The 23,759-nt window shown below is 40.9% G+C and carries 17 protein-coding genes; 8 read left to right on the forward strand and 9 right to left on the reverse strand.

Going from position 1 to position 23,759, the window contains the following annotated elements; all coding sequences use genetic code 11:
* Window positions 1–11 precede the first annotated feature (11 nt).
* The 8 genes from ACOV1Q_RS01965 to ACOV1Q_RS02000 all read right to left on the reverse strand — a co-directional run bounded on the left by ACOV1Q_RS01965 (window position 12) and on the right by ACOV1Q_RS02000 (window position 11,119).
* A complete protein-coding gene (locus tag ACOV1Q_RS01965) occupies window positions 12–1,208 on the reverse strand; it encodes a C40 family peptidase (protein WP_424492757.1) in 1,197 nt (398 codons plus the stop codon).
* Window positions 1,209–1,244: 36 nt separating this feature from the next.
* Window positions 1,245–2,270 (reverse strand): dipeptide epimerase, encoded by a 1,026-nt coding sequence (locus ACOV1Q_RS01970; protein WP_424492758.1) that lies wholly within the window; start codon window positions 2,268–2,270, stop codon window positions 1,245–1,247.
* Window positions 2,271–2,272: 2 nt separating this feature from the next.
* Window positions 2,273–2,413: a hypothetical protein gene (locus tag ACOV1Q_RS01975; protein WP_424492759.1), complete on the reverse strand. Its 141-nt coding sequence runs from the start codon at window positions 2,411–2,413 to the stop codon at window positions 2,273–2,275.
* Between the two features lie 17 nt (window positions 2,414–2,430).
* A complete protein-coding gene (locus ACOV1Q_RS01980) occupies window positions 2,431–3,873 on the reverse strand; it encodes a sodium:solute symporter (RefSeq protein ID WP_424492760.1) in 1,443 nt (480 codons plus the stop codon).
* A 30-nt stretch (window positions 3,874–3,903) separates the two neighbouring features.
* Window positions 3,904–5,499 carry a glycoside hydrolase family 10-like protein gene (locus ACOV1Q_RS01985; RefSeq protein WP_424492761.1) on the reverse strand — a complete coding sequence of 532 codons (1,596 nt, stop codon included), beginning with the start codon at window positions 5,497–5,499 and terminating at the stop codon, window positions 3,904–3,906.
* A 96-nt stretch (window positions 5,500–5,595) separates the two neighbouring features.
* Window positions 5,596–6,384 (reverse strand): DUF4397 domain-containing protein, encoded by a 789-nt coding sequence (locus tag ACOV1Q_RS01990; protein WP_424492762.1) that lies wholly within the window; start codon window positions 6,382–6,384, stop codon window positions 5,596–5,598.
* Between the two features lie 15 nt (window positions 6,385–6,399).
* Complete coding sequence (locus tag ACOV1Q_RS01995) at window positions 6,400–8,004, reverse strand: SusD/RagB family nutrient-binding outer membrane lipoprotein (protein WP_424492763.1); 1,605 nt, start codon at window positions 8,002–8,004, stop codon at window positions 6,400–6,402.
* A gap of 10 nt (window positions 8,005–8,014) precedes the next feature.
* Entirely contained in the window at window positions 8,015–11,119 is a 3,105-nt protein-coding gene (locus tag ACOV1Q_RS02000; protein ID WP_424492764.1) for a SusC/RagA family TonB-linked outer membrane protein, read from the reverse strand.
* Window positions 11,120–11,702: 583 nt separating this feature from the next.
* Here ACOV1Q_RS02000 and ACOV1Q_RS02005 point away from each other — a divergent pair.
* The 8 genes from ACOV1Q_RS02005 (at window position 11,703) to ACOV1Q_RS02040 (ending at window position 22,800) form a co-directional block, all read left to right on the forward strand.
* The gene (locus ACOV1Q_RS02005) at window positions 11,703–14,912 is read left to right on the forward strand and encodes a SusC/RagA family TonB-linked outer membrane protein (RefSeq protein WP_424492765.1); all 3,210 of its coding nucleotides are present in this window, start codon (window positions 11,703–11,705) and stop codon (window positions 14,910–14,912) included.
* Window positions 14,913–14,940: 28 nt separating this feature from the next.
* A complete protein-coding gene (locus ACOV1Q_RS02010) occupies window positions 14,941–16,713 on the forward strand; it encodes a RagB/SusD family nutrient uptake outer membrane protein (protein WP_424492766.1) in 1,773 nt (590 codons plus the stop codon).
* Window positions 16,714–16,839: 126 nt separating this feature from the next.
* Window positions 16,840–18,195 (forward strand): Gfo/Idh/MocA family protein, encoded by a 1,356-nt coding sequence (locus tag ACOV1Q_RS02015; RefSeq protein WP_424492767.1) that lies wholly within the window; start codon window positions 16,840–16,842, stop codon window positions 18,193–18,195.
* Window positions 18,196–18,212: 17 nt separating this feature from the next.
* Entirely contained in the window at window positions 18,213–18,953 is a 741-nt protein-coding gene (locus ACOV1Q_RS02020; RefSeq protein ID WP_424492768.1) for a 3-keto-disaccharide hydrolase, read from the forward strand.
* A complete protein-coding gene (locus ACOV1Q_RS02025) occupies window positions 18,950–19,552 on the forward strand; it encodes a 3-keto-disaccharide hydrolase (protein WP_424492769.1) in 603 nt (200 codons plus the stop codon). Before ACOV1Q_RS02020 ends, ACOV1Q_RS02025 begins: the two co-directional genes overlap by 4 nt.
* A gap of 141 nt (window positions 19,553–19,693) precedes the next feature.
* Window positions 19,694–20,239 (forward strand): gluconate 2-dehydrogenase subunit 3 family protein, encoded by a 546-nt coding sequence (locus ACOV1Q_RS02030; RefSeq protein WP_424492770.1) that lies wholly within the window; start codon window positions 19,694–19,696, stop codon window positions 20,237–20,239.
* Between the two features lie 2 nt (window positions 20,240–20,241).
* Window positions 20,242–21,957, forward strand: coding sequence for a GMC oxidoreductase (locus tag ACOV1Q_RS02035; RefSeq protein WP_424492771.1), 1,716 nt, complete (start codon window positions 20,242–20,244; stop codon window positions 21,955–21,957).
* A gap of 18 nt (window positions 21,958–21,975) precedes the next feature.
* Window positions 21,976–22,800 (forward strand): sugar phosphate isomerase/epimerase family protein, encoded by an 825-nt coding sequence (locus ACOV1Q_RS02040; RefSeq protein WP_424492772.1) that lies wholly within the window; start codon window positions 21,976–21,978, stop codon window positions 22,798–22,800.
* A 137-nt stretch (window positions 22,801–22,937) separates the two neighbouring features.
* On the opposite strand, the gene murQ is transcribed toward ACOV1Q_RS02040, so the two are convergent.
* Window positions 22,938–23,756, reverse strand: coding sequence for an N-acetylmuramic acid 6-phosphate etherase (gene murQ / locus ACOV1Q_RS02045; protein WP_424492773.1), 819 nt, complete (start codon window positions 23,754–23,756; stop codon window positions 22,938–22,940).
* Between the last annotated feature and the right edge of the window lie 3 nt (window positions 23,757–23,759).

Here is a 23,759-nt window from a genome sequence, read left to right on the forward strand (position 1 = left end):
ATTTTCCAATCTTATTTTCCGCTTTCGCTAGTCGTAAATAGATCACTCTCGGCCAGCTGGATCACTTTCTCTTCTTCTTCGCCAAGCAATCTCTTGGTTCTTAAATATCTATTGTAGTTGTACTCATCAAATTCAGAATCCTTTTCATCAAAAGTGCTGATATGAACGTCACCCATAGAATGTATGAACTTATTGTCACCAATCCACATTCCAACATGCACTACCCGTTCCTTTGTTGAATCTGTCGCTTTCCTTCCAAAGAAAAGGAGATCTCCCGGGCGGTGGTTCTCAAAATTCTTTACAGAATCAATCAGTTTGCCGGTATGTACCTGCTGCGAGGCATCTCGTGGTATTACAGTTCCATTAAGAAAATATACGGTCTTTGTAAAACCGCTGCAATCAACTCCTTTAGGAGAAGTTCCTCCCCATAGATAAGGAGCCCCCATCATCTTTTTGGAGGTCTTTACCAGGTCCTGTTCGGTTTGCTCAAGAGACGTTAGCCAATCTTTATACGGCTGCGCCTGGTCCTGCGGTAAATAGGCCACGCGCCCATCGGGATATTGTACTTCAAAAAAGCCATTTTTAGAACTGTTTAATTTGAAGATGTTTCCCGCAACCACATCTGAAACCGATTGTGATTCTTTATTAGCTTCAGAAAAACTTTGCCCGTAAGGTTCGGTAAAAATTAATTTTTCTGATGCTTTCCACTGTTGAAGTTCATCCCCGGTCATAGGAGTTATTCCGCCATAATCCACCCAGGCCAAATAACCATCTGGTGTCTGGATATAGTACCAGCCGCCATCTTTCTTGTAAACTTTTACAGGCATACCTAAAGTTGCCTGTGTGACAAGTTCAGCAGAGTGAGATGGTCTGGATCGTAAATTCGCCACGGAAATTTTAATGACTCCTTCTGTTGACCCTTCCAGTTCTTTTGATGGTAGCATTTGAATGCTGTCTGTATAGGAAATATTCTCCTGCTCCAGCCGTTTCTTCAGGTTTGCCACTGCCTCCGGAAGATTTGACTCTCCTTTAAGAACATAATTATCATCCTTCTGGGAAGCTTGAATGTCAAATAAAGCCACACGTCCATCGGGCGCATATTCTTCACGGACTTCGGCAATATACTGCTCTGTCTCACTGATTTCTTCTGAAATTTCGACCTCTTCATTTTTACAGGACCCAAGGATCATTAAAAATAAAAGGGCCAAAAAACTACATTTTTGGATATTCTTCATCTTGTACATTTATTTACTGGTAAATTTAATCAATTTTGCGCCGGTTCCGTTTCTCTTTGGAAAATGAACTTTATTACTATGAACTTTAACTCCTTCTGCAATATCATTCTTTATCAATAATCCGCCATCCATATCTACATAATCAAGTAATGGCAAAAGCTGCCCAATAGCAGAAATTCCCACTGTGGATTCTGTCATACAACCCACCATGACCTTTAATCCAAGTTTCCTGGCTTCAGCAATCATTCTGCGTCCCGGTGTGAATCCCCCACATTTGGTTAGCTTTATGTTAACTCCATGAAAAAAACCGGCACATTTCCTTACATCACTTTCGCTGATACAGCTTTCATCAGCAATAACAGGTAGTACTGAGTTTTTATAAACTTCTGCCATTCCCTCAAGATCGGCAGCGGGTAAGGGCTGCTCAATAAATTCGACTCCCAAATCTTTCAAGAATCTGGAATTTTTGATAGTTTCTTCCGCAGTCCAGGCACAATTCGCATCTACCCGAAATATGGCATCACTGTGTTTCCTTAATTCTCTTACGATTTTAATATCATCTTCTGTCCCCAATTTGATCTTGTAAAGTGGCCAGGGAAAATCCTTCATCTTTTGTACCATCTTTTCTACGGAATCTATTCCAATGGTATAATTTGACAGCGGAATATTATTTAGGTTCAGGCCCCAAAGTTTGTACAGCGGCAGCCCTTTCTTTTTTCCGAAAAGATCATGTACCGCAATATCCAGAGCACACTGGGCAAATGATTTATTCTTGAAATAAGGATTGGTGATCTCCCAAAGTTCTTCAGGGGTTTTGTAAAGGTTTTCTTCAATAACATGCTCGATGGATCTTATATCTTCACTCATTTCCTCTACAGTAATCCCATAGTAGGAAGTTGCCGCGGCTTCCCCAAAACCGGTAAAACCACCGTCTGAAAGTTCAACTATGAGCGTAGGCTGCACATCTCGAGAGATATGGCTAATCCTGAAAGTGTTTTTCAGTTGCAACTCATATTTATGTAGTTTTATTTCCATAGCTAATCATTTTCTAAATAATCTACCTGATCCAGCCGGATAAAACTGGAATTCCCGCTTTCCTGGGCTATAATATTTCCGAAGAAAAAGACAGAGAACGTGAGGATCCAAAAATGGCATTTTTGACGAAGATTATTTTTCATAAGAACTGTATTTTAAACTATCTTTTTCTTACACTCAGTGCAAGAAGACCAAGACAGGTAATAGCAGCATTCACAAGCAAAATCTCAAAACCGAATTTATAGCCGTTGAACCATGCGGTTGAATTAATATCCAGAATAATACAGATAATTGGTGATAGAACACAAACTACCGGCACCATTTTATCCCGCACTTTTGCCTTGGAAAGCAACCCAAAGGCAAACAACCCCAGGAGCGGACCATAGGTAAATCCTGCCACTTTAAAAACCGCATTTACCACACTACTATCATTAATTTCATTGAACAGAATAATTACAACGAACATAAGTATTGTAAATCCTATATGAACAAAAAGCCTGGTTTTCTTCTGATTTTCTAATTTTCTCGATTGTAAATCAAGTATATCTACACAAAAGGAGGTTGTAAGAGCCGTCAATGCAGAATCTGCGCTGGAAAAAGCGGCAGCAACGATGCCTAGTAGAAATACAATTCCTGCCGCTAAACCGAAATGGTTTAAAGCGAGCATAGGGTATAGATCATCGGTGGATTCAGGAATTACAATTCCCTGATCTAGTGCAAATTTATACAGAAGTACACCCAGCGATAGAAATAATATAGTTGCAATAAAAAAAGTGATGGCAAACCAAAAAATATTTTTCTGCGCATCTGATGTTTTTCTAATGGTCAGGTTTTTCTGCATCACATTTTGGTCCAGCCCGTTCATGGCAATTGTAATAAAAATACCCGCTAAAAATGTTTTAAAAAAGTTTCGGTCCGATCGCCATCCCCAATCGAAAATCTCTGACATATCACTCTCCCCGACCACCTTCACAACTCCCGGAATTGTTAATTCCAAATGGTCAACTACGATATATATACTTATAATCACGGCGAGCATTAAAAATGTGGTTTGCAGGGTATCTGTCCACACAATTGTTTTTATCCCACCCCGAAAAGTATAGAGCCAGATAAGGGTTATAGTTGCCAAAACAGTAACATAAAATGGAATTCCAAAGGCATCAAAAAACGCGATTTGCAGTACCAATGCAGCCAGGAAGAGCCGGAAGGATGCACCAATCGTTTGGGAGATGAGGAAGAATGACGACCCGGTTAAATAAGAATTTTTACCAAAACGGTTATGAAGGTATTGATAAATAGAAACCAGCCGCAACCTATAAAAGAGCGGAATAAGAACTAGAGCTATGACTGCATAGCCAACCATATTTCCCATTACAAATTGCAGGTATGTCCAGCCCGAATTTCCAACCTCTCCCGGAACAGAGATGAAAGTCACTCCCGAGAGAGTGGCGCCTACCATACCAAAAGCTACCAAATACCATGGAGATTCCCGGTTGGCTGTAAAAAAGGTAGCATTATCGGCATTTTTCGAAGTGAAATAGCTAATACCCAGGAGTAGTAGGAAATAACCGGATATGACACTAAAAACAAGAATTGGGGCCATAATTTGTATTTTGCGCAACCTGAGTAGCTACTATTTTATTTTTACCTCTTTGAATTCACTTTCATTACCTGTTCTGTCCACTGCTGTGACCGCAACCGCAGTTACAGGGTTTTTCTCAGTTCTTACAACTTCAACAGAAGTAGCATTGCGATCAAGGATATCATAGGTCCAGCTATCGCCGCGCTTTAGATACACGACCCACTTAAAAATCTCTTCCTCATCACCGGGAACCCAGGTAATGTTTATTTTGTCACTTATTCTCTCTGGTACAACAACGGGGGCTGCAGGAACAATGGCATCAAGCCATGGACTTTCTGGAACAAGGGCTTCTTTTCGATAAGGACCTTCGGCAATAGCTTTGATAAGATTGGGATATTTCACCAAGGGACCAATACTCCAATGAACCACTCCTGGACTTTTAGGAAGCATTCCTCGTGTGATCATGATTTGGTTGATGGTCTCATCGATATTCTTCTCATCACCACCTAATCCTACATTAATACCAGGCCATAAATGCCTTTTTTGAATATTTTCAGATTCCCACCATCCCAACAATACCGGAAAACTTTGAGCACTCTTATTAATAGTCCAATAAAGCTGCGGCGTAAAGTAATCTATCCAGCCTTTGTTAAGCCAAAGTTTAGCATCTGCATAAAGCTTGTCGTACTGGTCATAACCAGCAATTGACTCAGGATAACCCGGCCTCCAGATTCCAAACGGACTCAATCCAAACTTAACATGTGGTTTTTCAGCCTTTATTTGCTTATAAAGATTTTGGATGAAATCATTGACGCTTTTTCTTCTCCAATCTCCGCGCGATAATTCTCCTCCACCGGATTGATAAGCAGCCCAACTTTGATGATCAGGAAAATCTTCTCCTCCATTGTAAGAATCATAAGGATAGAAGTAATCGTCAAAATGAATACCATCAAGATTATATCGTTTTACAAGATCCATTACCACTGCAGTAGAGTGCTTTTTTGTTCCCTCCAAAGAAGGATCCATCCAATATTGACCATCCTGAAGTTTCACGACCAACTCCGGTTTTGTCTTAACAATAGAATGCCCGGTAATTTCTTTTCCTGTGGTATGATGCGCACGATAAGGATTTAACCACGCATGTAGCTCCAGCCCCCTATCGTGTGCCGCTTCAATCCAGAAATGCAAGGGATCGTAAAAGGGTTCTGGCGCTTGCCCTTGAGTTCCGGTTAAAAAATAAGACCATGGCTCAATTTCGCTTTGATAAAGCGCATCTGTTTGCGGACGCACCTGAAAAATTACCGCATTAAAATTATTCTCCTTCAAAAGGTCAAGTAAAGCAATAGCCTCTTGCTGTTGTTGCTTAGATGTTAGTCCCGGTTTGCTGGGCCAGTTAATATTAGCTACTGTAGCAATCCAGGCTGCGCGAAACTCCCTGTTGGCCGTTGGAAAGTTCCTTGTTTCCTTTTTAGCGACAGGAACAGGTTCAACGTCTTCAGGAATAACTTCCGGCACTTCTTCTTTTCGCTCCTCAACAACAGCTGGAGTTTCCTCGTCATTATTCTCCACTACAGGCCTGGAAGAGGTGCAGGAATTAAACAGAAGGAAAACCAAAACAAAGAAAAGGTAAGCTGGTTTTTTTGACATTAATTTGAGTGTTTGTTTCATAACGAAAAATAATATGAAAAAAGAAAGAGCCACAGATGTGTCTCTTTCTTTTCTACAAAAAAAAATCGGAAATAATTAACGATCCCTCCAGAAGTCAATCTTACCTGACGTTGTTTCTTCTGAATATGTACCTCTAATTTGTGTAGTATAGGCTCTTCCACGAGTTCCAACGGTAACACTGTGCTGAATGAAAGGTGTGGATTCCACAGGATCATATTCGCTGCCAGATTCAAAGATCTTAAAGTCATACCTGCCAGGTTCCAATAACTGATACTCTCCTCCTTCTGTAAACCCTATACTATTCCCCAACTCTATTACCTGCGCCTCTTCGGCAGGTGAATTTTCGGTCTCAGGAACAGCTGCTCTTACAGCATACGCATCCACTTCAAAAGGAAGATTAGCCATCGTATGCACAAACCTCCAGTAAATATTTTGAGGGTGATCTGCAGGAAGGTTGTCTTCCAAAACGGCCACTTCGTAATTTTCTGATGTGCCAACGAGGTAAACAGAATAGTTCTCGCCCTGCTCAAAAGATGCCTGGGTGAAAGCAACTTCGTTCATATCAATATCTACCGCCCTCATTTCAAAATTCCCTGATGGGACCAGGGCATAGGCGTTAGTTGGATAAACTCCACCAAAATCAAGCCCTTCCACTTCTTCCTCATCTGTATTAACACCTGTAATTTTCTTATCGTCTAAATAAAAGTTAGCCTCTGGTGCATCTTCAGCATGGAAAAAGAACTTGACAAAAGTCGATTCTTCATTTACAGGCACTGTGAGTTCTGGGATAGCATTTTCTTCACAAGAGAGAAAAAAAACTCCTATGGCTAATACATATAATAACTTGTTGAATATGTTTTTCATAATCTTAATATTTTTTTATTCCGACTTACTAAACCAGGTTTCATAGGTGTGGTAGTCCTCTTCAAAAGCATTTAATTCCTCCAGGGCTTCCTGGTTCCACATATATTCAGAATTAAATCTTGGCCGTGCCCTGTAAGCTGGTTCTTCATCATTTGTGATGTACAAAGGATTTGGAAGTTCAAAACCTGTGTACACGTCATTATCCTGACTATAATGATATCTTCTCATATCAGACCAGGTCTCAAAGAATCCCCATCCCCATGTAGCGATATATTTCTGCAACATGATTTTAGAAAGTGACAACCCATCAGGGGAAGAAGGAATGATTTCCTCACTTTCCAAATACTGGGTTCTTCTTTGGTCGAATACCTCAACATCTGGTGCGTAATCACGTGCAAAATCCATATGGGCAGTAACTCCCTCTTCGTATGCACTTAGGGCCACTGTTTCCTGATTGGCTATCCAGGCAGCTTCAGATTTTATAAACTGCAGCTGTGAATATGTCATTAGAGGAAAACGGGCATCATTGTTGAAGAAATAAATTTGAGGAGAAGGATTGCTTCCTGTGTAGCCTTCTTCATTCCAAAAATTCTTTGGCACCATGTCTGATTCCTCAGCGGTCCATTCATTAATTCCTACTCTAGGGTCAATTCCTCTATATTCTCCATCAGGTGATGGAGCCAGCATAGCTGTAATTCTTGGATCTTTAACATGTTGATCCTCATAAACAGGGTCCATTCCTTCCAATGCCGGATCGTTAAATGCCGGATTTGTTCCCTCCAATAGGCCGGTTATAAATTTAGACTGGCGGTAATATCCAATATTTCCCCTTCGTGGCCCAAAGAAATTGGTGTTACGACTTACTGTCCCTTCAAACCTTATAAGAGCATTATCTTGATTGCTGGAAAGTGCCTGGTCTACATAATTGATCACCTCTTGCGGATCATAGGAGCTCTTGTTGGTCAAACGATGCTTATTGATGGCCAGTAAACCATAGGCAAATTTTTTCCATTTTTCCAGATCACCGTTGTATATTAAATCGGCATCCATAATTCCAGAATCTGCAGGACTTACTCCATCTGTCCTTTCGAGATTTTCAATTCCCTGCAATAATAGCCTTTCAATTTCAGCATATACTTCTTCCTGGTCGTCATAGTCAAATACTCTGCGATCAGAATCAAAAGCCTGATTTACAATAACAGGACCATGATAATCAGTCAACATTTGCCAACCGTAAGCTCGTAAAATGTATCCTACTCCAACAAAGCCATATTCCTCGTTTAGCATCCCACTTTCTATCATATCTGACAGGTTATATCCCATACTCCAATAAACAGCCCGCCATAATTGTGCATAGGAATCTGATAATGGGTTTGAATGCAGGTTAAGGGAATACCCTTCTCCCGAGGCGTAAATCCAGTTCTGTGTATAGAACCCGGTGAAACGTCCATCCCATTGCACAGCTACAGCCAACTCTGATTGAATTTGTGGCAGAAACAATTCTGGTTGTAACAATGCATCGGGCCCATTTGGATTTGTATTTACATCCAAATAATCTTCGCAGCCAGCAAGTATAAATAAGCCGGTAAGTATTAGGCAAAAATTTCTAATTTTTTTCATATCTAATTTTTTATAGTCCAATTCTAACTCCAAAATTGATCCCTATTGGCATTGGGAAGTTACCATAGTCAAGACCGGTACCACCGGCACCACCAACGGCGGCAGAATTTCCACTTCCAACAGGATCAAGTCCAGAATAATTTGTCAAAAGAAATAAATCTGTCCCCGTCACAAAAACGCTGGCACTTTCTATTGCATTCGTTTTATTTAAAACAGTTCTTGGCACATAATAATTAAGAGTTACATCCCTAAGACGCATCCAGTTCACATCCTTCTCTATGAAACTTTGATAAGGATAAATAGAGGACCAGTAACTTGAATTCCTGGCAAGATCGATTGGAATGTTATTTTCTGTTGGATCGGCAGAGTTCTCCAAACCATCCCTTAAAACACCATCTACTATTCGTGGTACTTCCCGGTCTAATGTTCTTGGGCTTAAACCACGGGTGGTAAGGTAATGTTCGGTAGCATTATAAACATCTCCTCCAACCCTAAAGTCAAGCAAGAAATTCATAGACCAGTTCTTGTATCGGAAACTATTGCTCAAACCTATGTTGAAATCTGGATTCCTGTCGCCAACTACCACCCATTCACTGGTGTCCAAAATCGGCAAACCATTGGATGGATTTACCAGAATCTCACCCTCTTCATTCTTTTCAAAATCATAACCTGTAAATGTAGTTAGCGGTCCTCCAACTCTGGAGCCAACTCTAACGTTACCATACAACCAGGTATCGGAATTGTAGAACTCGGCCACGTCACCTGGAAGACTTACGAGCTCACTCCAGTTTTTAGTAAAGTTAGCTAAGATGTCCCAGGAAAAATCCTGATTTTGAATTGGCGTAGCCTTCAGCTGCAATTCTACTCCTTCATTCTGAATTTCACCTGCGTTGAAAGTCATAAGAACAAACCCTGTGGCATAGCTTAAACGAAGGTTCTGTACAATTTGATCTTCTGATCTTTTGTTGAAATAGGTAGCATCCAGACCAAGTGCCCCATTGAATAACTTTAATTCCATACCGTACTCATAGGATGTAGTAATTTCTGGTTTCAAGTTCAAACTTGGACCAGTAAATCCATATCGAAAACCACCTCCAGTAGTCTGGGCATTTTCATAGAAGGGTCGAATGCTGTATGGGCGGGCATCTTTACCCACTTGAGCTACAGAAGCCCTTAATTTTCCGAAAGATAAAACGTCACTTATCCCTTCAAAAGCGTCTAGCTCGGTAAAGATAAAACTCAGTCCTGCTGATGGATAAAAGAACGAATTATTTTTTACAGGAAGTGTGGAACTCCAGTCATTACGTGCCGTGAACATCATGTAAAGCATGTCGTCATAGTTGAAATTCGCACTTGCAAATAAACCAACTAATCTACGTTGGGTTAAATTATTAAACGCTCTGTGCGTATCCAATCTTGTATTATTGATAGACCAAAGGTCTGGAGCTTGAAAATCCTGTCCGCCTGCGGCCGCACTAAAGGTGTTGTAATCGTAAATAGCACCCCCCACTTTAATGTCTGTTGAAAATTTTTCGCTAAAAAGTGCCGGAGGTGTAAATTGTGCATAAGATTGCATTGTCAAATTTCTTGTAGTGACAAGCGCTTGATCAAAAATCCCATTATAGTCTCTTCCGGTGTTTGACTCCGGATGACGGACGATTGTACTTTTTTGAGTATAATAATCCACTCCTACCTGACCAACAAAACGTAACCAATCTGACGGAGAAGCGTCTAATCGGGTATTCATTTTGTACCTATCTGTCAAGGAATTAAAAATGTTACTATTTACATTAAAGAATGGGTTCTCTACCGCCGTGGCGAAATCAGCATAATTCCTCCTTTGTCCACCAGGAGTTAAGTAGTTGCTGGCATCATCTGTTGAAGGCCAAAGTAACAAGTGAAGTAAAGGACCTCCAGCCCCTCTAAAGGTTTGGTCGTTATCTGATCTTGTATAGTCAAATGTCACATCTGCTCTGATCCAATCATTAACATTTGCTGTGATGGAAGATGACAGGTTTAACCTTTCTAAGCCGGTGGTAGGAACAAAACCTTCCGAATCTGTATGTCCGGCAGAAAGACGGTATTGAACTGCTTCAGTCCCTCCAGAAAATGAAAGATTATGTTTCTTGGTAATTGTCTCCTGAAAGAAATTCCCAACGTTGTCGTAAAACTCCGTACCTTCAGGATAGCGTTCTCCAAAGTAGTAAAGACTTTCATCCCCTTCAAGTGTATATCCATTTGACCCACGTCCATAAACTTGTTGAATTTCGGGATATTCTACAATGCGATCAACTCTAAAGCTATTGCTATAGTCAACCCGCATATCACCGGCTTTTCCCCTTTTTGTAGTTATGACCACCGCCCCTGAAGCAGCTTCAATTCCATACAATGCAGATGCCTCTGGACCTTTTAAAATAGTAATGCTTTCAATATCCTGAGGATTAATATCCGCAGCCCTATTTGTAAAATCGACTCCCCTATTTTCAAAAGAAGTGCCTCCAGCCCCTATGGAAGAAGCAAAAACTGCCGTTGAAGTTGTATTATTACTAATAGGAAGACCATCCACAACAAAAAGAGGCTGATTATTTCCACTTAATGAACTAATTCCTCTAATAACAATTGAGGTGGACGATCCAGGAAGACCTGAAGTAGTTTGAATATCAACTCCAGCCACACGACCAGCCATTGCATCCAAAAAATTCTCTCGTTGTGTTTCCGCAATTGTTACCCCTTCTATTTCCGTGACGGTATAAGCCAGGGCTTTTTTCTCCTGCGTTATTCCTAAAGCAGTAACAACTACTTCATCCAAATTTTCAACATCAGTAGTAAGGCTTATTTCAAAATAGGTTTGATCATCAAGAACTATTTCCTGTTCCTTAAAACCTACATAAGAAACAGTTAGTATATTATACAATTGAGGAACAACCAGTCTAAATTCGCCGTCAAAATTAGTTGTCGTACCTATTGCAGTGTTCGGAACACGCACGGTTGCCTGTGGCACTGGCATCCCCTGCGCATCAAATACCTTTCCCGTAATAGCACGTTCCTGCGCAAAGGTTTGCGCAGAAAACAGAAACAAGAAAAACAAAAAAAACATTTGTAGTTTCTTTCTCATAATTTTAGAATTATTTAATAAATCGTTATGAAGTATGATTACTAAGTAGCGGCAAGATAAAGCAAATATTAAAAAAAATAAAAATCTTTCATAAAATTTTATTGTGAATTTAAGAGGACTTAAATAATTTTTTAAACAAAGTATGATTTCTTGAATTATTTCTTACTAGTTAAAGAATTTTATTAACAGTCTTGTTGTGCGGTATTTCGGTCTTCAGCAAATACCTTCAGAATCTAATAAATACACTTCTATTCCAGCCATCATAGGCTACCCAAAAATGTTTTTTTTCAATTAACTTTCCTGTGTTAATCTATTAAACCGAGCCTGACATCAAATTTATCATGATCAAGTGAATTTGCTGTCGTAAAGTTTAACTACTGTAATTCCAAACAATATAAAATTTACTCCTAGTTCATCTCCTTAAATGAAAAAGAGAGGAATTTTGTGATCTAATTCTCATAATTTTATAAAAGTTTTTCTACATTAGCTACAACGAAAACGTTTTTTCCCTAAAGGAATCTTAAACAATCTACTCTTGACCTATGAGCAATAGGATTTTTTAACTAACCATTAATATTTAAGTATGAGAACATCTTTACTATTATTATTAATCATGACGCTGTTCCAAACACCGGCTTTTGCTCAGGAAATTTCCATAGTAAAAGGAACTGTGACGGATAGCGACGGAATTCCCATTCCGGGCGTCAACGTAATTGAAAAAGGGACTTCGAACGGAACAGTAACAAATTTCGATGGGGAATTCACGATTGAAGTTCCTTCGAATGCACTCCTGGTATTTAGTTATCTTGGATACTCTACATTGGAATATCCTGTAGATAATCGTGCGCAACTGGACGTTGAAATGCAACCAGCAGCCTCTTCGTTAGATGAAGTAGTTGTAGTTGGTTATGGAACCCAGCGAAAAGCAGATCTTACTGGGGCGGTATCTGTCGTGGATATAGAATCCATGAACAAACAACCTTCTCCGCAGGTTTCAGAAAGGCTTCAGGGGCGAGTTTCAGGGGTTACCATTGCAAGTTCTGGACAACCCGGGGAACCACCTCAGGTTAGAATTCGAGGAATAAACACCTTTGGAAACAGTAACCCACTGTATATTATTGATGGAATTCCTGGAGATATTACTTCTATCAATCCCAATGATATACAGAATATGCAGGTTCTTAAAGACGCAGGGTCTGCTTCCATTTATGGTGCGCGTGCTGCCAACGGAGTTATTATAATAACTACTAAAAAAGGGCGCGGGGATTTAAAAATAAATTATAATGGGTTCTACGGAACTCAAAGAGTTCCCACCGGAAATGTATACGACATTGCTTCTCCACAGGAACATGCTGAACTTAGGTGGATGGCGATGCAAAATACCAATCCCGGTGAAACTATTACCGACAGGCAATATGGATCAGGAGCACAGCCAACGCTTCCATTTTACATTCTTCCTGCAGGTGCAGCCGAGGGTGACGTGGATGAATCTGCCTATTATCTAGACCCTTATTATACTGATGGTGGTGTACTTGGTGGTTTTAATCAAATTATAAGAGCCAATCAGCAAGGAACCAACTGGTTTCAGGAGATATTTAATCCTGCACCCATAACTAGTCATGATTTTTCTGTTAGCCAGGGAGGCGAAAATGGAAATGTTCTTTTTTCATTAAGCTGGATGGACCAGGAAGGAACGCTTATCAACACACACATGGAGCGATATACCGCAAGGGTAAACAGCCAGTTTGACTTTTCTGAAAATTTCAGAATTGGTGAAAATCTGTCGGTATCTTTAAAAGATGACAACCGGGTGGCCATAGTTGGGGAAAACCCAATCAACTTTGCCTACAGGATGCAACCTATTATTCCGGTATATGATATCGCAGGAAACTTTGCGGGTACACAGGCTCCTTCTTTAGGAAATTCATACAACCCTGTCGCTACTTTGGAAAGAAACAGAAATAACCTTTTCAGAACTAACCGCATATTCGGTAATGTCTTTGCAGAACTTGATTTTCTAGAGGTTTTCACGGCTAGAACAACTTTTGGTGGTAGCTACTACAATACTAATGGACATACTTTTATCTATCCGGAATATGAAAATGCCGAGAACAGTACATTTAACCAGCTTGAGAAAACCGCTCAAAATGGTTATAACTGGACGTGGTCGAATACGCTTCAATACAAACAGAATTTCGATGACCTGCACGATGTAAGTGTCTTAATAGGTTCCGAGGCATACCACAATCAGTACGAAGAAATGATTGGAGTAACACAGGGTTATTATTCTTTTGATCCAGATTATGTTAATCTTAGTACCGGTGCAGGAACTCAGACGAATTCAGGATTTTATACTGAAGATGCTCTTTTCTCCGTTTTTGGAAGATTAGACTACACCTACAACGAAAAGTATCTCCTTGGAGCAACTATTAGAAGGGATGCCACTTCAAGATTCCAAAATCCGCGCCACGGATGGTTTCCTGCTGTAAGTGCCGGATGGCGTATCTCAAGAGAAGCGTTTATGGAAGATGTAGCATGGTTGAGTGACTTAAAAATTCGTGGAGGATATGGCTTAATGGGGAATCAAATGAATGTGGATCCCGCAAATGCCTTTACTACCTATGGAAGTAGTCGTTTTACCTCCTACTATGACATCAATGGAACTAATGGAACTCTGGCTGAAGGTTTTGAAAGATCTCGTATTGGCAATCCTGATGCCGGATGGGAGAAAAATGTTAACGCCAACATAGGTATAGATGCTGCTTTCTTTCAGGATAGATTACAGGTGACTGCTGATTATTATAGAAAAGATGTTATCGACCTGCTTTATAACCCTGAACTTCCTGGTACTGCCGGTGTTTCCACATTTCCGTATGTGAACATTGCAGAAATGAAGAACAGCGGTTTTGACCTGTCCGCTACTGCCTTTATAGACATGAGCGACGATTTTAGAATGAATACTACATTAACTCTTACTACATATGATAATGAAATTGTAAGCATTGCTGAAGGTGTTGAATACTTTGATCAGGAAGCAAGAAGATATAACGGTAGTTCTATTGTAAGAAATGCTGTAGGTCATTCTGTAGGGCAATTCTATGGATACCAAATCGAAGGATTCTGGAATTCCCAAAGTGAAGTAGATGCAGCAAATAATTCTGCCCAGCAAATTCTTGACAATCCTGATGCCGAGTATCAACAGGACATAGGAGTAGGACGCTTCCGTTATGCAGATGTTAACGGGGACGGGGTGATCAGCGCAGAAGACAGAACATTCCTCGGGAATCCAAACCCAAAATTCACAGGGGGTCTTAATTTGGATTTCACTTACAAGAATTTTGATATGAACATCTTCCTTTATGCTTCCTACGGAAACGATATCTGGAACCAGGTGAAGTGGTGGCATGATTTCTACAGTTCTTTTGGTGGTGCTAAAAGTACCACAGCACTATATGATTCCTGGACGCCTCAAAATCAAAATGCCACTGCTCCTATTCAGGAAACTGGTGGAAGTTTTAGTACAGCTAACGTTCCGAACTCTTATTTTGTAGAAGATGGATCTTACCTGCGTGCCAAGAATGTACAGTTAGGGTATACATTGCCAACAGGTTTGGCCGAGAGACTAGGTTTGGACAGATTAAGATTTTACGTGCAGGCCACTAATTTATTTACAATAACAGGATATTCCGGTGTGGATCCAGAATTAACTGGAAGCGCTACTGCTTTTGGAATTGACGAAGGTGCTTATCCTTCACCAAGACAGTTCATTGGAGGAATTAATCTTTCGTTATAAACAATATCATAATTTAAAAGTTTAGAACATGAAAAAAAGAAATGTAATAATGCTATGGGCATTAGGCTTTGGACTCTTCCTAAGCTCCTGCTCTGAGGAATTTTTAGACAAACCGGCCTACGGAGCATTAAGTGACGAAGTTCTTTCTGACGACAAAGGCGTTGATGCACTATTATTAGGTGCCTATGCCGCATTGGATTTACAAGGTAATGCAGTTGCCCTGGGAGGAGGAAACCCCTGGGAATCTGCCCCAACAAACTGGATTTATGGTGATATTACCGGAGGAGATGCACATAAAGGAAGTGACGGTGGTGACCAGCCCCCAATTAACTCCATAGCGGTTCATAATGTAGACCCCAGTAATGGATTTTTTAACACGAAGTGGAAGGCGCTTTATGAAGGAGTTGCACGTACCAATGCCGTTCTCAGGTTATTATCAACCCTTGAAGACATTCCGGAAGATGAACGTGCCAACATTGCCGGGCAGGCGAGATTCTTGAGAGGGCACTACTATTTTGAACTAAAGAAAATGTTTAACATGGTACCGTGGGTCGACGAGACGATGGAGAACCCAAATGTGCCAAATGATGTGGATATATGGCCAAACATAGAGGCAGATTTTCAATTTGCCTACAACAACCTTCCTCCTACCCAGGGAGAAATTGGTCGTGCCAATAAATGGGCTGCAGGTGCTTATCTTGGAAAGACCCTTCTATACCAGGCAAAGTTTCAGGAAGCAACAGTAGTATTTGAAGAAGTTATCAATAACGGGGTAACTACAGATGGGCAAAGCTATGGTCTTGTAGATAATTTCCATTCCAATTTCAATGCTGCAGATGAAGATAATGAAGAAGCTGTATTTGCCATTCAAATGGTAGCTAATGACGGCACCAATACTATTGCCAATTCAAACCAGGGCCTCATGTTAGCTTATCCTTACAACAGTCCCTTTAGATGTTGCGGATTTTATCAACCCACTCAGGATCTTGTGAATTCCTTCCGAACAGATGAAGCCACAGGTTTACCTTTTATTGATAATTACAATGACAATCCGGTAAAGAACGACATGGGAATATTGTCTAATGAACCATTCACACCAGATACGCAATCTTTAGATCCTCGTCTTGACTGGACCGTTGGAAGACGTGATGTGCCATACCACGACTGGGGATATCATCCTGGATATAACTGGATTCGTGAGCAATCTTCGGGAGGACCTTATGCACCTAAAAAACACATTTACTGGCAGGAACATGCTGATGAGTTTTCTGATCAAAGCTCCTGGGCTCCCGGGAACGCCATAAATTATGCAATAATTCGTTTTGCCGATGTTTTACTAATGGCTGCCGAAGCACATGCGCAAACCGGAAATCTTGACCAGGCACTGGATTACGTTAATATGGTTCGTGGAAGAATGGCTGATCACCCTGAATTCTGGTTAAAAGATTACGTGGATCCAGAGAACCCAACAGCAGGTTTTTCTAATGAGTTTGCAGCAAATTACAATGTTGAAAGATATCCTGAAGGTTATTTCGCATCACAGGAGCAAGCTATGGATGCTATCATGCATGAGCGCCGGGTAGAATTAGCCATGGAAGGACATAGATTCTTTGACCTTGTACGATGGGGAGTTGCAGAAGAAGTTCTCAATGATTTCTTCCAGTACGAAGGACAAATCACTACTGATGTGCGTGGTGGCAATTTCAGTACAAATGACCGGTACTTTCCTATTCCTCAACGTCAAATTGACTTGAGCACCACTTCAGAAGGACCGGTACTTCAGCAAAATCCAGGCTACTAATTTAAATTTGAATTAGCTGAATTTAATAGTTGTCATAAATCGTCTGTCCAAAAAAACAGGCGATTTCTTTTTTACCCACAATCGATCAATAAAAAACCATTTCAACACCATTTTAAAATATTGAACATGAGTAACAACAGACGTTTGTTTTTAAAAAATCTGGGGATAGCCGGAGCTGCAGCTGCCGCTATTCCCTCAATAGCATTTTCAGCAGAAAATAAAGATATTGAATCGCTTCAAAGAAAGTTCGCTATAGCGGGGTCGGGACAAAAGGAGATCCGTTTAGGTTTAATTGGAGCAGGAATTATGGGCACTCAGGACACTGAAACTGCACTTTCTCACGACAACATAAAACTCGTTGCCGTATGCGATCTTTATTCCGGAAGGTTAGATGAAGCCAAAATGCGATGGGGAAATGACATTTCTACCACAAAAAAATATAAGGACCTTCTTAACAGGAAAGATATTGATGCCGTCATAATTGGCACCACAGACCACTGGCATAAACAAATTAGTATAGATGCCCTAAAGGCGGGCAAACATGTCTACTGCGAAAAACCCATGGTTCACAGTGTTGATGAAGGGCATGAAGTAATCAATGCCTGGAAAAAATCTGGGAAAATTTTCATGGTAGGAAGCCAGGGTATGTCCTCTCTTGGTAATGAAAAAGCAAAAGAACTTCTCGCCGCAGGTGCAATTGGCGATCTTAATTATGCGGAAGGTTTTTGGGCCAGGAATTCTCCAACCGGTGCATGGCAGTACCACATCCCTGAGGATGCTTCCCCCGCCACAGTAGATTGGTCAACATACGTTTCAAATACCAAAAAGCGTCCATTCGATGAAGAGCGATTCTTCAGGTGGAGAAATTATCGTGATTATGGAACCGGAATGTCCGGAGATTTATTTGTACATCTCTTTTCCAGTCTGCACTTCATCACAAATTCGTTGGGGCCGAACAAGATTTCTGCCACAGGAGGTCTTAGATACTGGAAAGATGGAAGGGAAGTGCCCGATGTCCTTCTTGGAATGTTCGATTATCCCGATACTGAAGAACACCCACCCTTCAATCTTTCCCTTCGCTGCAATTTCGTTGATGGAACCAGTGGCAGTACTTACCTAAAAATAGTTGGTAGTAAAGGCTCTATGGATGTAAAATGGGATGAAGTTGTATTAAAACGGAACGAGAATTCGGGACAGGACGATCCTTTTCTTGCTGAACAGGAAAAACGAGAGAATTTGCGTCAACCTGAAAGAAAGAAGATGAGAGCACCTTTAGAAACTGTTTATAAAGCTGAGAGCGGTTATAAAGGAGCCCATTATGATCATTTCGCAAACTTTTTTCATGCCATTAGGACAAATGGAACGGTAGCCGAAAACCCCATTTTTGGATTCCGTGCTGCGGCCCCTGCCCTGCTCTGCAATGACAGTTATCAGCAGGAAAAGTTCATAAAATGGGATCCCAAAAAGATGCAAATTATTTAATATTAAAATCAAGTAAAATGAAAAAAGCAATACTCAGTTTATTCGTTGCGGCTGCTTTTGTAAGCTGCAAAAATTCCGAAGCAGAAAAAGTGGTGGAGGAAAATACAGAAAATCCAGAAGTTTCTTCAGAAGCAAGTGAAGACGAATGGCAATATTTATTTGACGGAAACGGAACCGAAGGCTGGAGAATGTACAATGGTGATGAACTTTCTGATGCATGGATAGTAGAAGACGGTACTTTAAAATCTCTTGGTACAGGAGGTGACATAGGCGGTGATATCGTATATGGTGATGAAGAATTTGCAGAATTTGAACTGCAGCTGGATTGGAAAATTGCTGAAGGAGGTAACAGCGGTATCTTCTACCATGTGGTTGAAGATGAAAAATATGATGCTCCGTATTATACTGCTCCAGAATATCAAATTATCGATCAAGAAGGTTTTCCTCAAAAACTGGAAGCCTGGCAATCAATTGGTGCAGATTACGGCATGTACAATCCCAATTATGAAGGTGCCCTAAAAGAAGTGGGAGAATGGAATACCAGCAGGATCGTCTTTACAAATGATAAAGTGACGTACTGGCTGAATGGCCAAAAAACGGTCGAGTTTGATCCGTGGTCCGAGGATTGGAAAAAAAGGAAAAATGAAGGGAAATGGAGTGAATTTGAAGATTACGGAGAAGCCCGTTCCGGACTTATAGGTCTTCAGGATCACGGAAGTTACACCTGGTTTAAAAACATTAAAATCAGAAAGTTATGAGAAAAATGACATTTTTAACGCTCTTGTTGGCCACACTTATCTTCACGGGTTGTAAATCTTCAGATTCTGTTGAACTTTTCAATGGAGAAGATCTAACAGGATGGCAGGTACATGGTACCGAAAAATGGTATGTAGAAGATGATCTTTTAGTGGCAGAAAGCGGACCTGATGAACAATATGGATATTTGGCTACCGTTGACGATTACAAGGATTTTGAACTGGAATTGGAATTTCTGCAGGAAGCTGACGGAAATAGCGGAGTTTTCTTTCGATCTGGCCTGGAAGGAACCAAGATCTCCGGTTGGCAGGTAGAAGTCGCGCCTACTAACCTACACACGGGCGGCGTCTATGAATCCTACGGAAGAGGCTGGCTCATTAAACCTGATCCCGAAAAAGAAGATATCTTAAATTACGGAGAATGGAATAAAATGAGGATCAAAGTCGTAGGAGATCAGGTAACTACCTGGCTAAACGGTGTGGAAATGATCTCTTATAATGATGAGAAGATTGGTCAAGCTAACGGAAAGATTGCGCTCCAAATCCATGATGGCGGCGGAATAAAAGTTTACTGGCGTAATATAAAGCTTCGGGAAATCTAAACAGTTTGGACAGTTACATGATCAAAATGTGCAAGCTTTAGATAAAATAGTATTAACCCTAAAGTGGATTTTTGTTTTATCATAGCCCAGGTTTGTATTTATCAACTTTAGTATTGAACATACTACCTATAAAAACTAATTATGAAAAGAAGAAATCTCTTAAAAGTACTGGGGTTATCTGCAGTGGGAGTGGCAACAGTGCCTCTATGGATGGATTCCTGGTCCACAGATGATCTACCCGCAGATACTTCCGAAATAAACGATGAGCAGAAATTAGTTCTTGCAGAACTGGTAGATACCTATATTCCCGCAGGAGAGATTCCCGGGGCAAAAGAGCTTGAGGTTGACCGTTTCATTATAGCAATGGTGGACGGATGTTTTCAGAAAGATATACAAAAGGAGTTCTTGGCCGGTTTTAATGAACTGGAGAAAGTTTCAAAGGAAAATTTCGAAAAACCTTTTACAGAACTTTCAGAAAAACAAAAGATAAAGGTGATTACTATCCTGGAATCTGCTGAAAAAAATCCTGAAAAAAAGATCAATTTTGTCTCTTTTATAAAAGACCTAACAGTCACAGGGTACATGAGTTCCCAATACATCCTGGAGAATCATTTGGGGTATGAATTTATTCCGGGACGCTTCAATGGAAGCTTTCCTGTTGAAAAAACTGTTTACACTAACGCATAATCATGGCATATTACAACATAGACGCAAAGGCAAAACAAACTTATGATGCTATTGTCGTAGGATCGGGGATTAGTGGTGGATGGGCCGCCAAAGAATTTACAGAAAAAGGCCTTAAAACCCTGGTTCTTGAAAGAGGGAAAAATGTAGAGCATATTAAAGATTATCCAACTACGCACATGCGTCCTTGGGAAATGCCATATCGCGGCAGACTTCCCCTGGAGGTAATCGAAGAGAATCCAATCGTAAGTAAGTGTTACGCTTTTAAAGACGACGCAGATCATTTCTTCGTAAAAGATAAAGAACATCCCTACGTACAGGAAAAACCTTTTGACTGGATCAAAGGATACCAGGTTGGAGGTAAATCTTTGCTGTGGGCGCGACAGGTGCAACGCTGGAGTGATTTTGACTTTGAAGGTCCTGCCAGGGATGGCTTTGCCGTTGACTGGCCAATTCGCTACAAGGATCTTGCTCCCTGGTACAGCTACGTTGAAAAATTTGCAGGTGTATCGGGAAATAAGGATGGCCTTCCAGAGCTACCTGACGGAGAGTTTTTACGCCCCTACGAATTGACAAAAGTAGAAAGCCACTTTAGAGATAAGGTAGCTGAAAAGTATAATGACCGGCATGTAATCATTGCCCGTTGTGCCCATCTTTCTGAACAGAAATCTATTTTCACAGAACAAGGCAGAACCCAGTGCCAAAATAGAGTGGTTTGCCAGCGAGGATGTCCTTACGGAGGGTATTTTAGCAGTAACTCATCTACAATTCCATGGGCACAAAGAACTGGGAATTTAACGCTTCAGCCAGATTCAGTAGTGGAATCATTGATTTATGATGAACAAAAAGAAAAAGTGACAGGAGTTCGTGTCATTGATGCAAAAACAAAAGAAACTACAGAGTATTACGCAAAAGTCATTTTTGTAAATGCATCTGCCGCTAACACTAATTTGATCCTGCTGAATTCTAAATCAAAACGTTTTCCAAATGGATTAGGGAATGACAATGGATTACTTGGAAAGTATATGGCGTTTCATAATTACAGGGCACGCGTACAGGCAGAATACGATGGATACCTGGATTATACCACCGACGGAAACCGGCCAACAAGCGGGTATATACCTCGTTTTAGAAACCTTAGAAAGCAGGAAACCAACTTTTTACGTGGATATGCTGCAGGTGTAGGGGCACATCGAAGCACCGTATCTAATACCGAAGGAATAGGTTCAACCTTAAAGGAGAACCTGCTTAATCCTAAGTTAGGTCCCTGGAGAGTAGGAAGTCATATGATGGGAGAGACAATTCCAAAGGAAAGCAATTACGTGAACCTTAGTACATCCAGAAAAGACGAATGGGGAATGCCGTTATTGAACTTTTCGGTGGATTACGACGATAATGATGAAAAAATGATTCAGGATTATTTTGAACAAATAACTGAAATGTTCGAAAGCGCAGGATTTACAAATATCCAAACCAGCGACAGCCACCAGGCTCCGGGTCTTGACATTCACGAAATGGGCGGCGTTCGCATGGGAAAAGATCCCAAAACTTCCCTTTTAAACGAATGGAACCAGATGCACCATGCGAAAAATGTATTTGTGACAGATGGTGCCTGCATGACCTCAACGGGTACGCAGAATCCTTCTTTAACCTACATGGCACTCACTGCACGGGCGGTAGACCACGCGGTGAAGGAAATGAAGAAAGGAAACCTAAGTTAAACCAACCAAAAACCTGATATGAAAAAAATTTATTTACTATTCGCGCTGGTATTCACTTTGCAACCGGTTTTAGCGCAAAACAACTCAATCAATAAAGATCTGGACTGGAAACTTGGTGTACAAGCTTATTCCTTTAAGAATTTCACCTTTTCCGAGGCTTTAGATAAAATAAAGAGCATGGATCTGGAATACGTGGAAGCTTACCCGGGACAAAGCATTGGAAACAATATCGAAGGCACGATGCATTACGAAATGGATGCCAATAGACGCCAGCAGGTTAAACAGTTATTAAAATCTAATGGAATAGAAATCGTAGCCTATGGCGTCGTTTCAGGAAAGAATGAACAGGACTGGCGCAATATTTTCGGGTTTGCACAAGACATGGGGATCAAAATCATTAATTCTGAACCCGCTCCGGCATCTTTGGATATGGTGAACAGGTTAGCAGGTGAATATGATGTAACCGTAGCACTTCACAATCATCCCAAACCAAGTACTTACTGGAATCCCGACACCGTCCTGGATGCTGTAAAAGGTAGAGAAAATATTAAAGCCTGCGCAGATGTAGGTCACTGGGTACGCTCTGGAATGAATCCTGTGGAGAATCTTAAAAAATTGGAAGGCCATATCGCCAGTCTTCACTTTAAGGATCTTAACGAGAAAAGCAGCGAAGCCCATGATGTGCCCTGGGGAACAGGAATTAGCAATGTAGATGCTATGGTACAGGAATTAAAGCGCCAGAAGTTTGAAGGCGTAATCTCTGCAGAATATGAATACAACTGGGACAATTCCCTTCCGGAAATAGAGAAAAGTGTAAAATACTTCAAAAAGATAGCTGAATAAATAATTCAGAAATATAAGAAATAGGAAATAAAAATCCGGAGCGATGAAACTCCGGATTTTTTGTTCAACTATTTTTTCTTTCAGCAAAAAGCTCCTAAAATGCCATTTTTGCCACCTTAGTTGCTCAGATATTTTTTTTAAATACCCTTTTTATGAGATTCAAAAGCTTTTCTCACGCTTCCGTGCTCCTGTAGAAGGCGCTGAGCTTCCTCCTCCCCTACTTTTAGCTCTTCCATGATCATTTTGACGCCACGTTGCACCAGCTTCTTATTAGAGAGTTGCATATCGACCATTTTATTGCCTTTTACCCGGCCCATCTTGATCATGGCACTTGTAGAAATCATGTTCAAAACCAGTTTTTGGGCTGTTCCCGCTTTCATGCGTGTGCTACCGGTCACAAATTCAGGGCCTACCACGCATTCTATGGGATATTCTGCTTCCGCAGCTAAGGGGCTGCCTTCGTTACACGTAATGCAGCCCGTAGCAATACCTTCTTTTCTGGCCTTTTTCACACCTCCTATCACGTAAGGCGTCGTTCCAGAAGCAGCAATTCCCACCAGCACATCTTTTTCACTAATGTAGAATTCCTGAAGGTCCTTCCAGGCTTGCTCTGTATCATCTTCAGCATTCTCGACGGCATTTCTAAGCGCAGTGTCTCCACCTGCAATCAACCCTATCACCCAATCTCCGGAAACTCCGAAAGTAGGTGGAATTTCAGAAGCATCCAGAACACCAAGGCGGCCGCTGGTGCCTGCACCAATATAGAAGAGCCTTCCCCCCTGCTTCATTCGCTCCACGATCACGTCCACAAGTTTTTCAATTTCCGGAATTTTCTTCTCAATGGTCTTAGGAACACTTTGATCCTCCTTGTTCATATTGGTGATCAGTTCCCGGCTACTCATTTTTTCTAAATGATCGTAGTTTGAAGAACGCTCTGTTGTCTGTTTATTTTCCATAGA

Source organism: Salinimicrobium maris, from assembly GCF_049680855.1.
GTDB lineage: Bacteria > Bacteroidota > Bacteroidia > Flavobacteriales > Flavobacteriaceae > Salinimicrobium.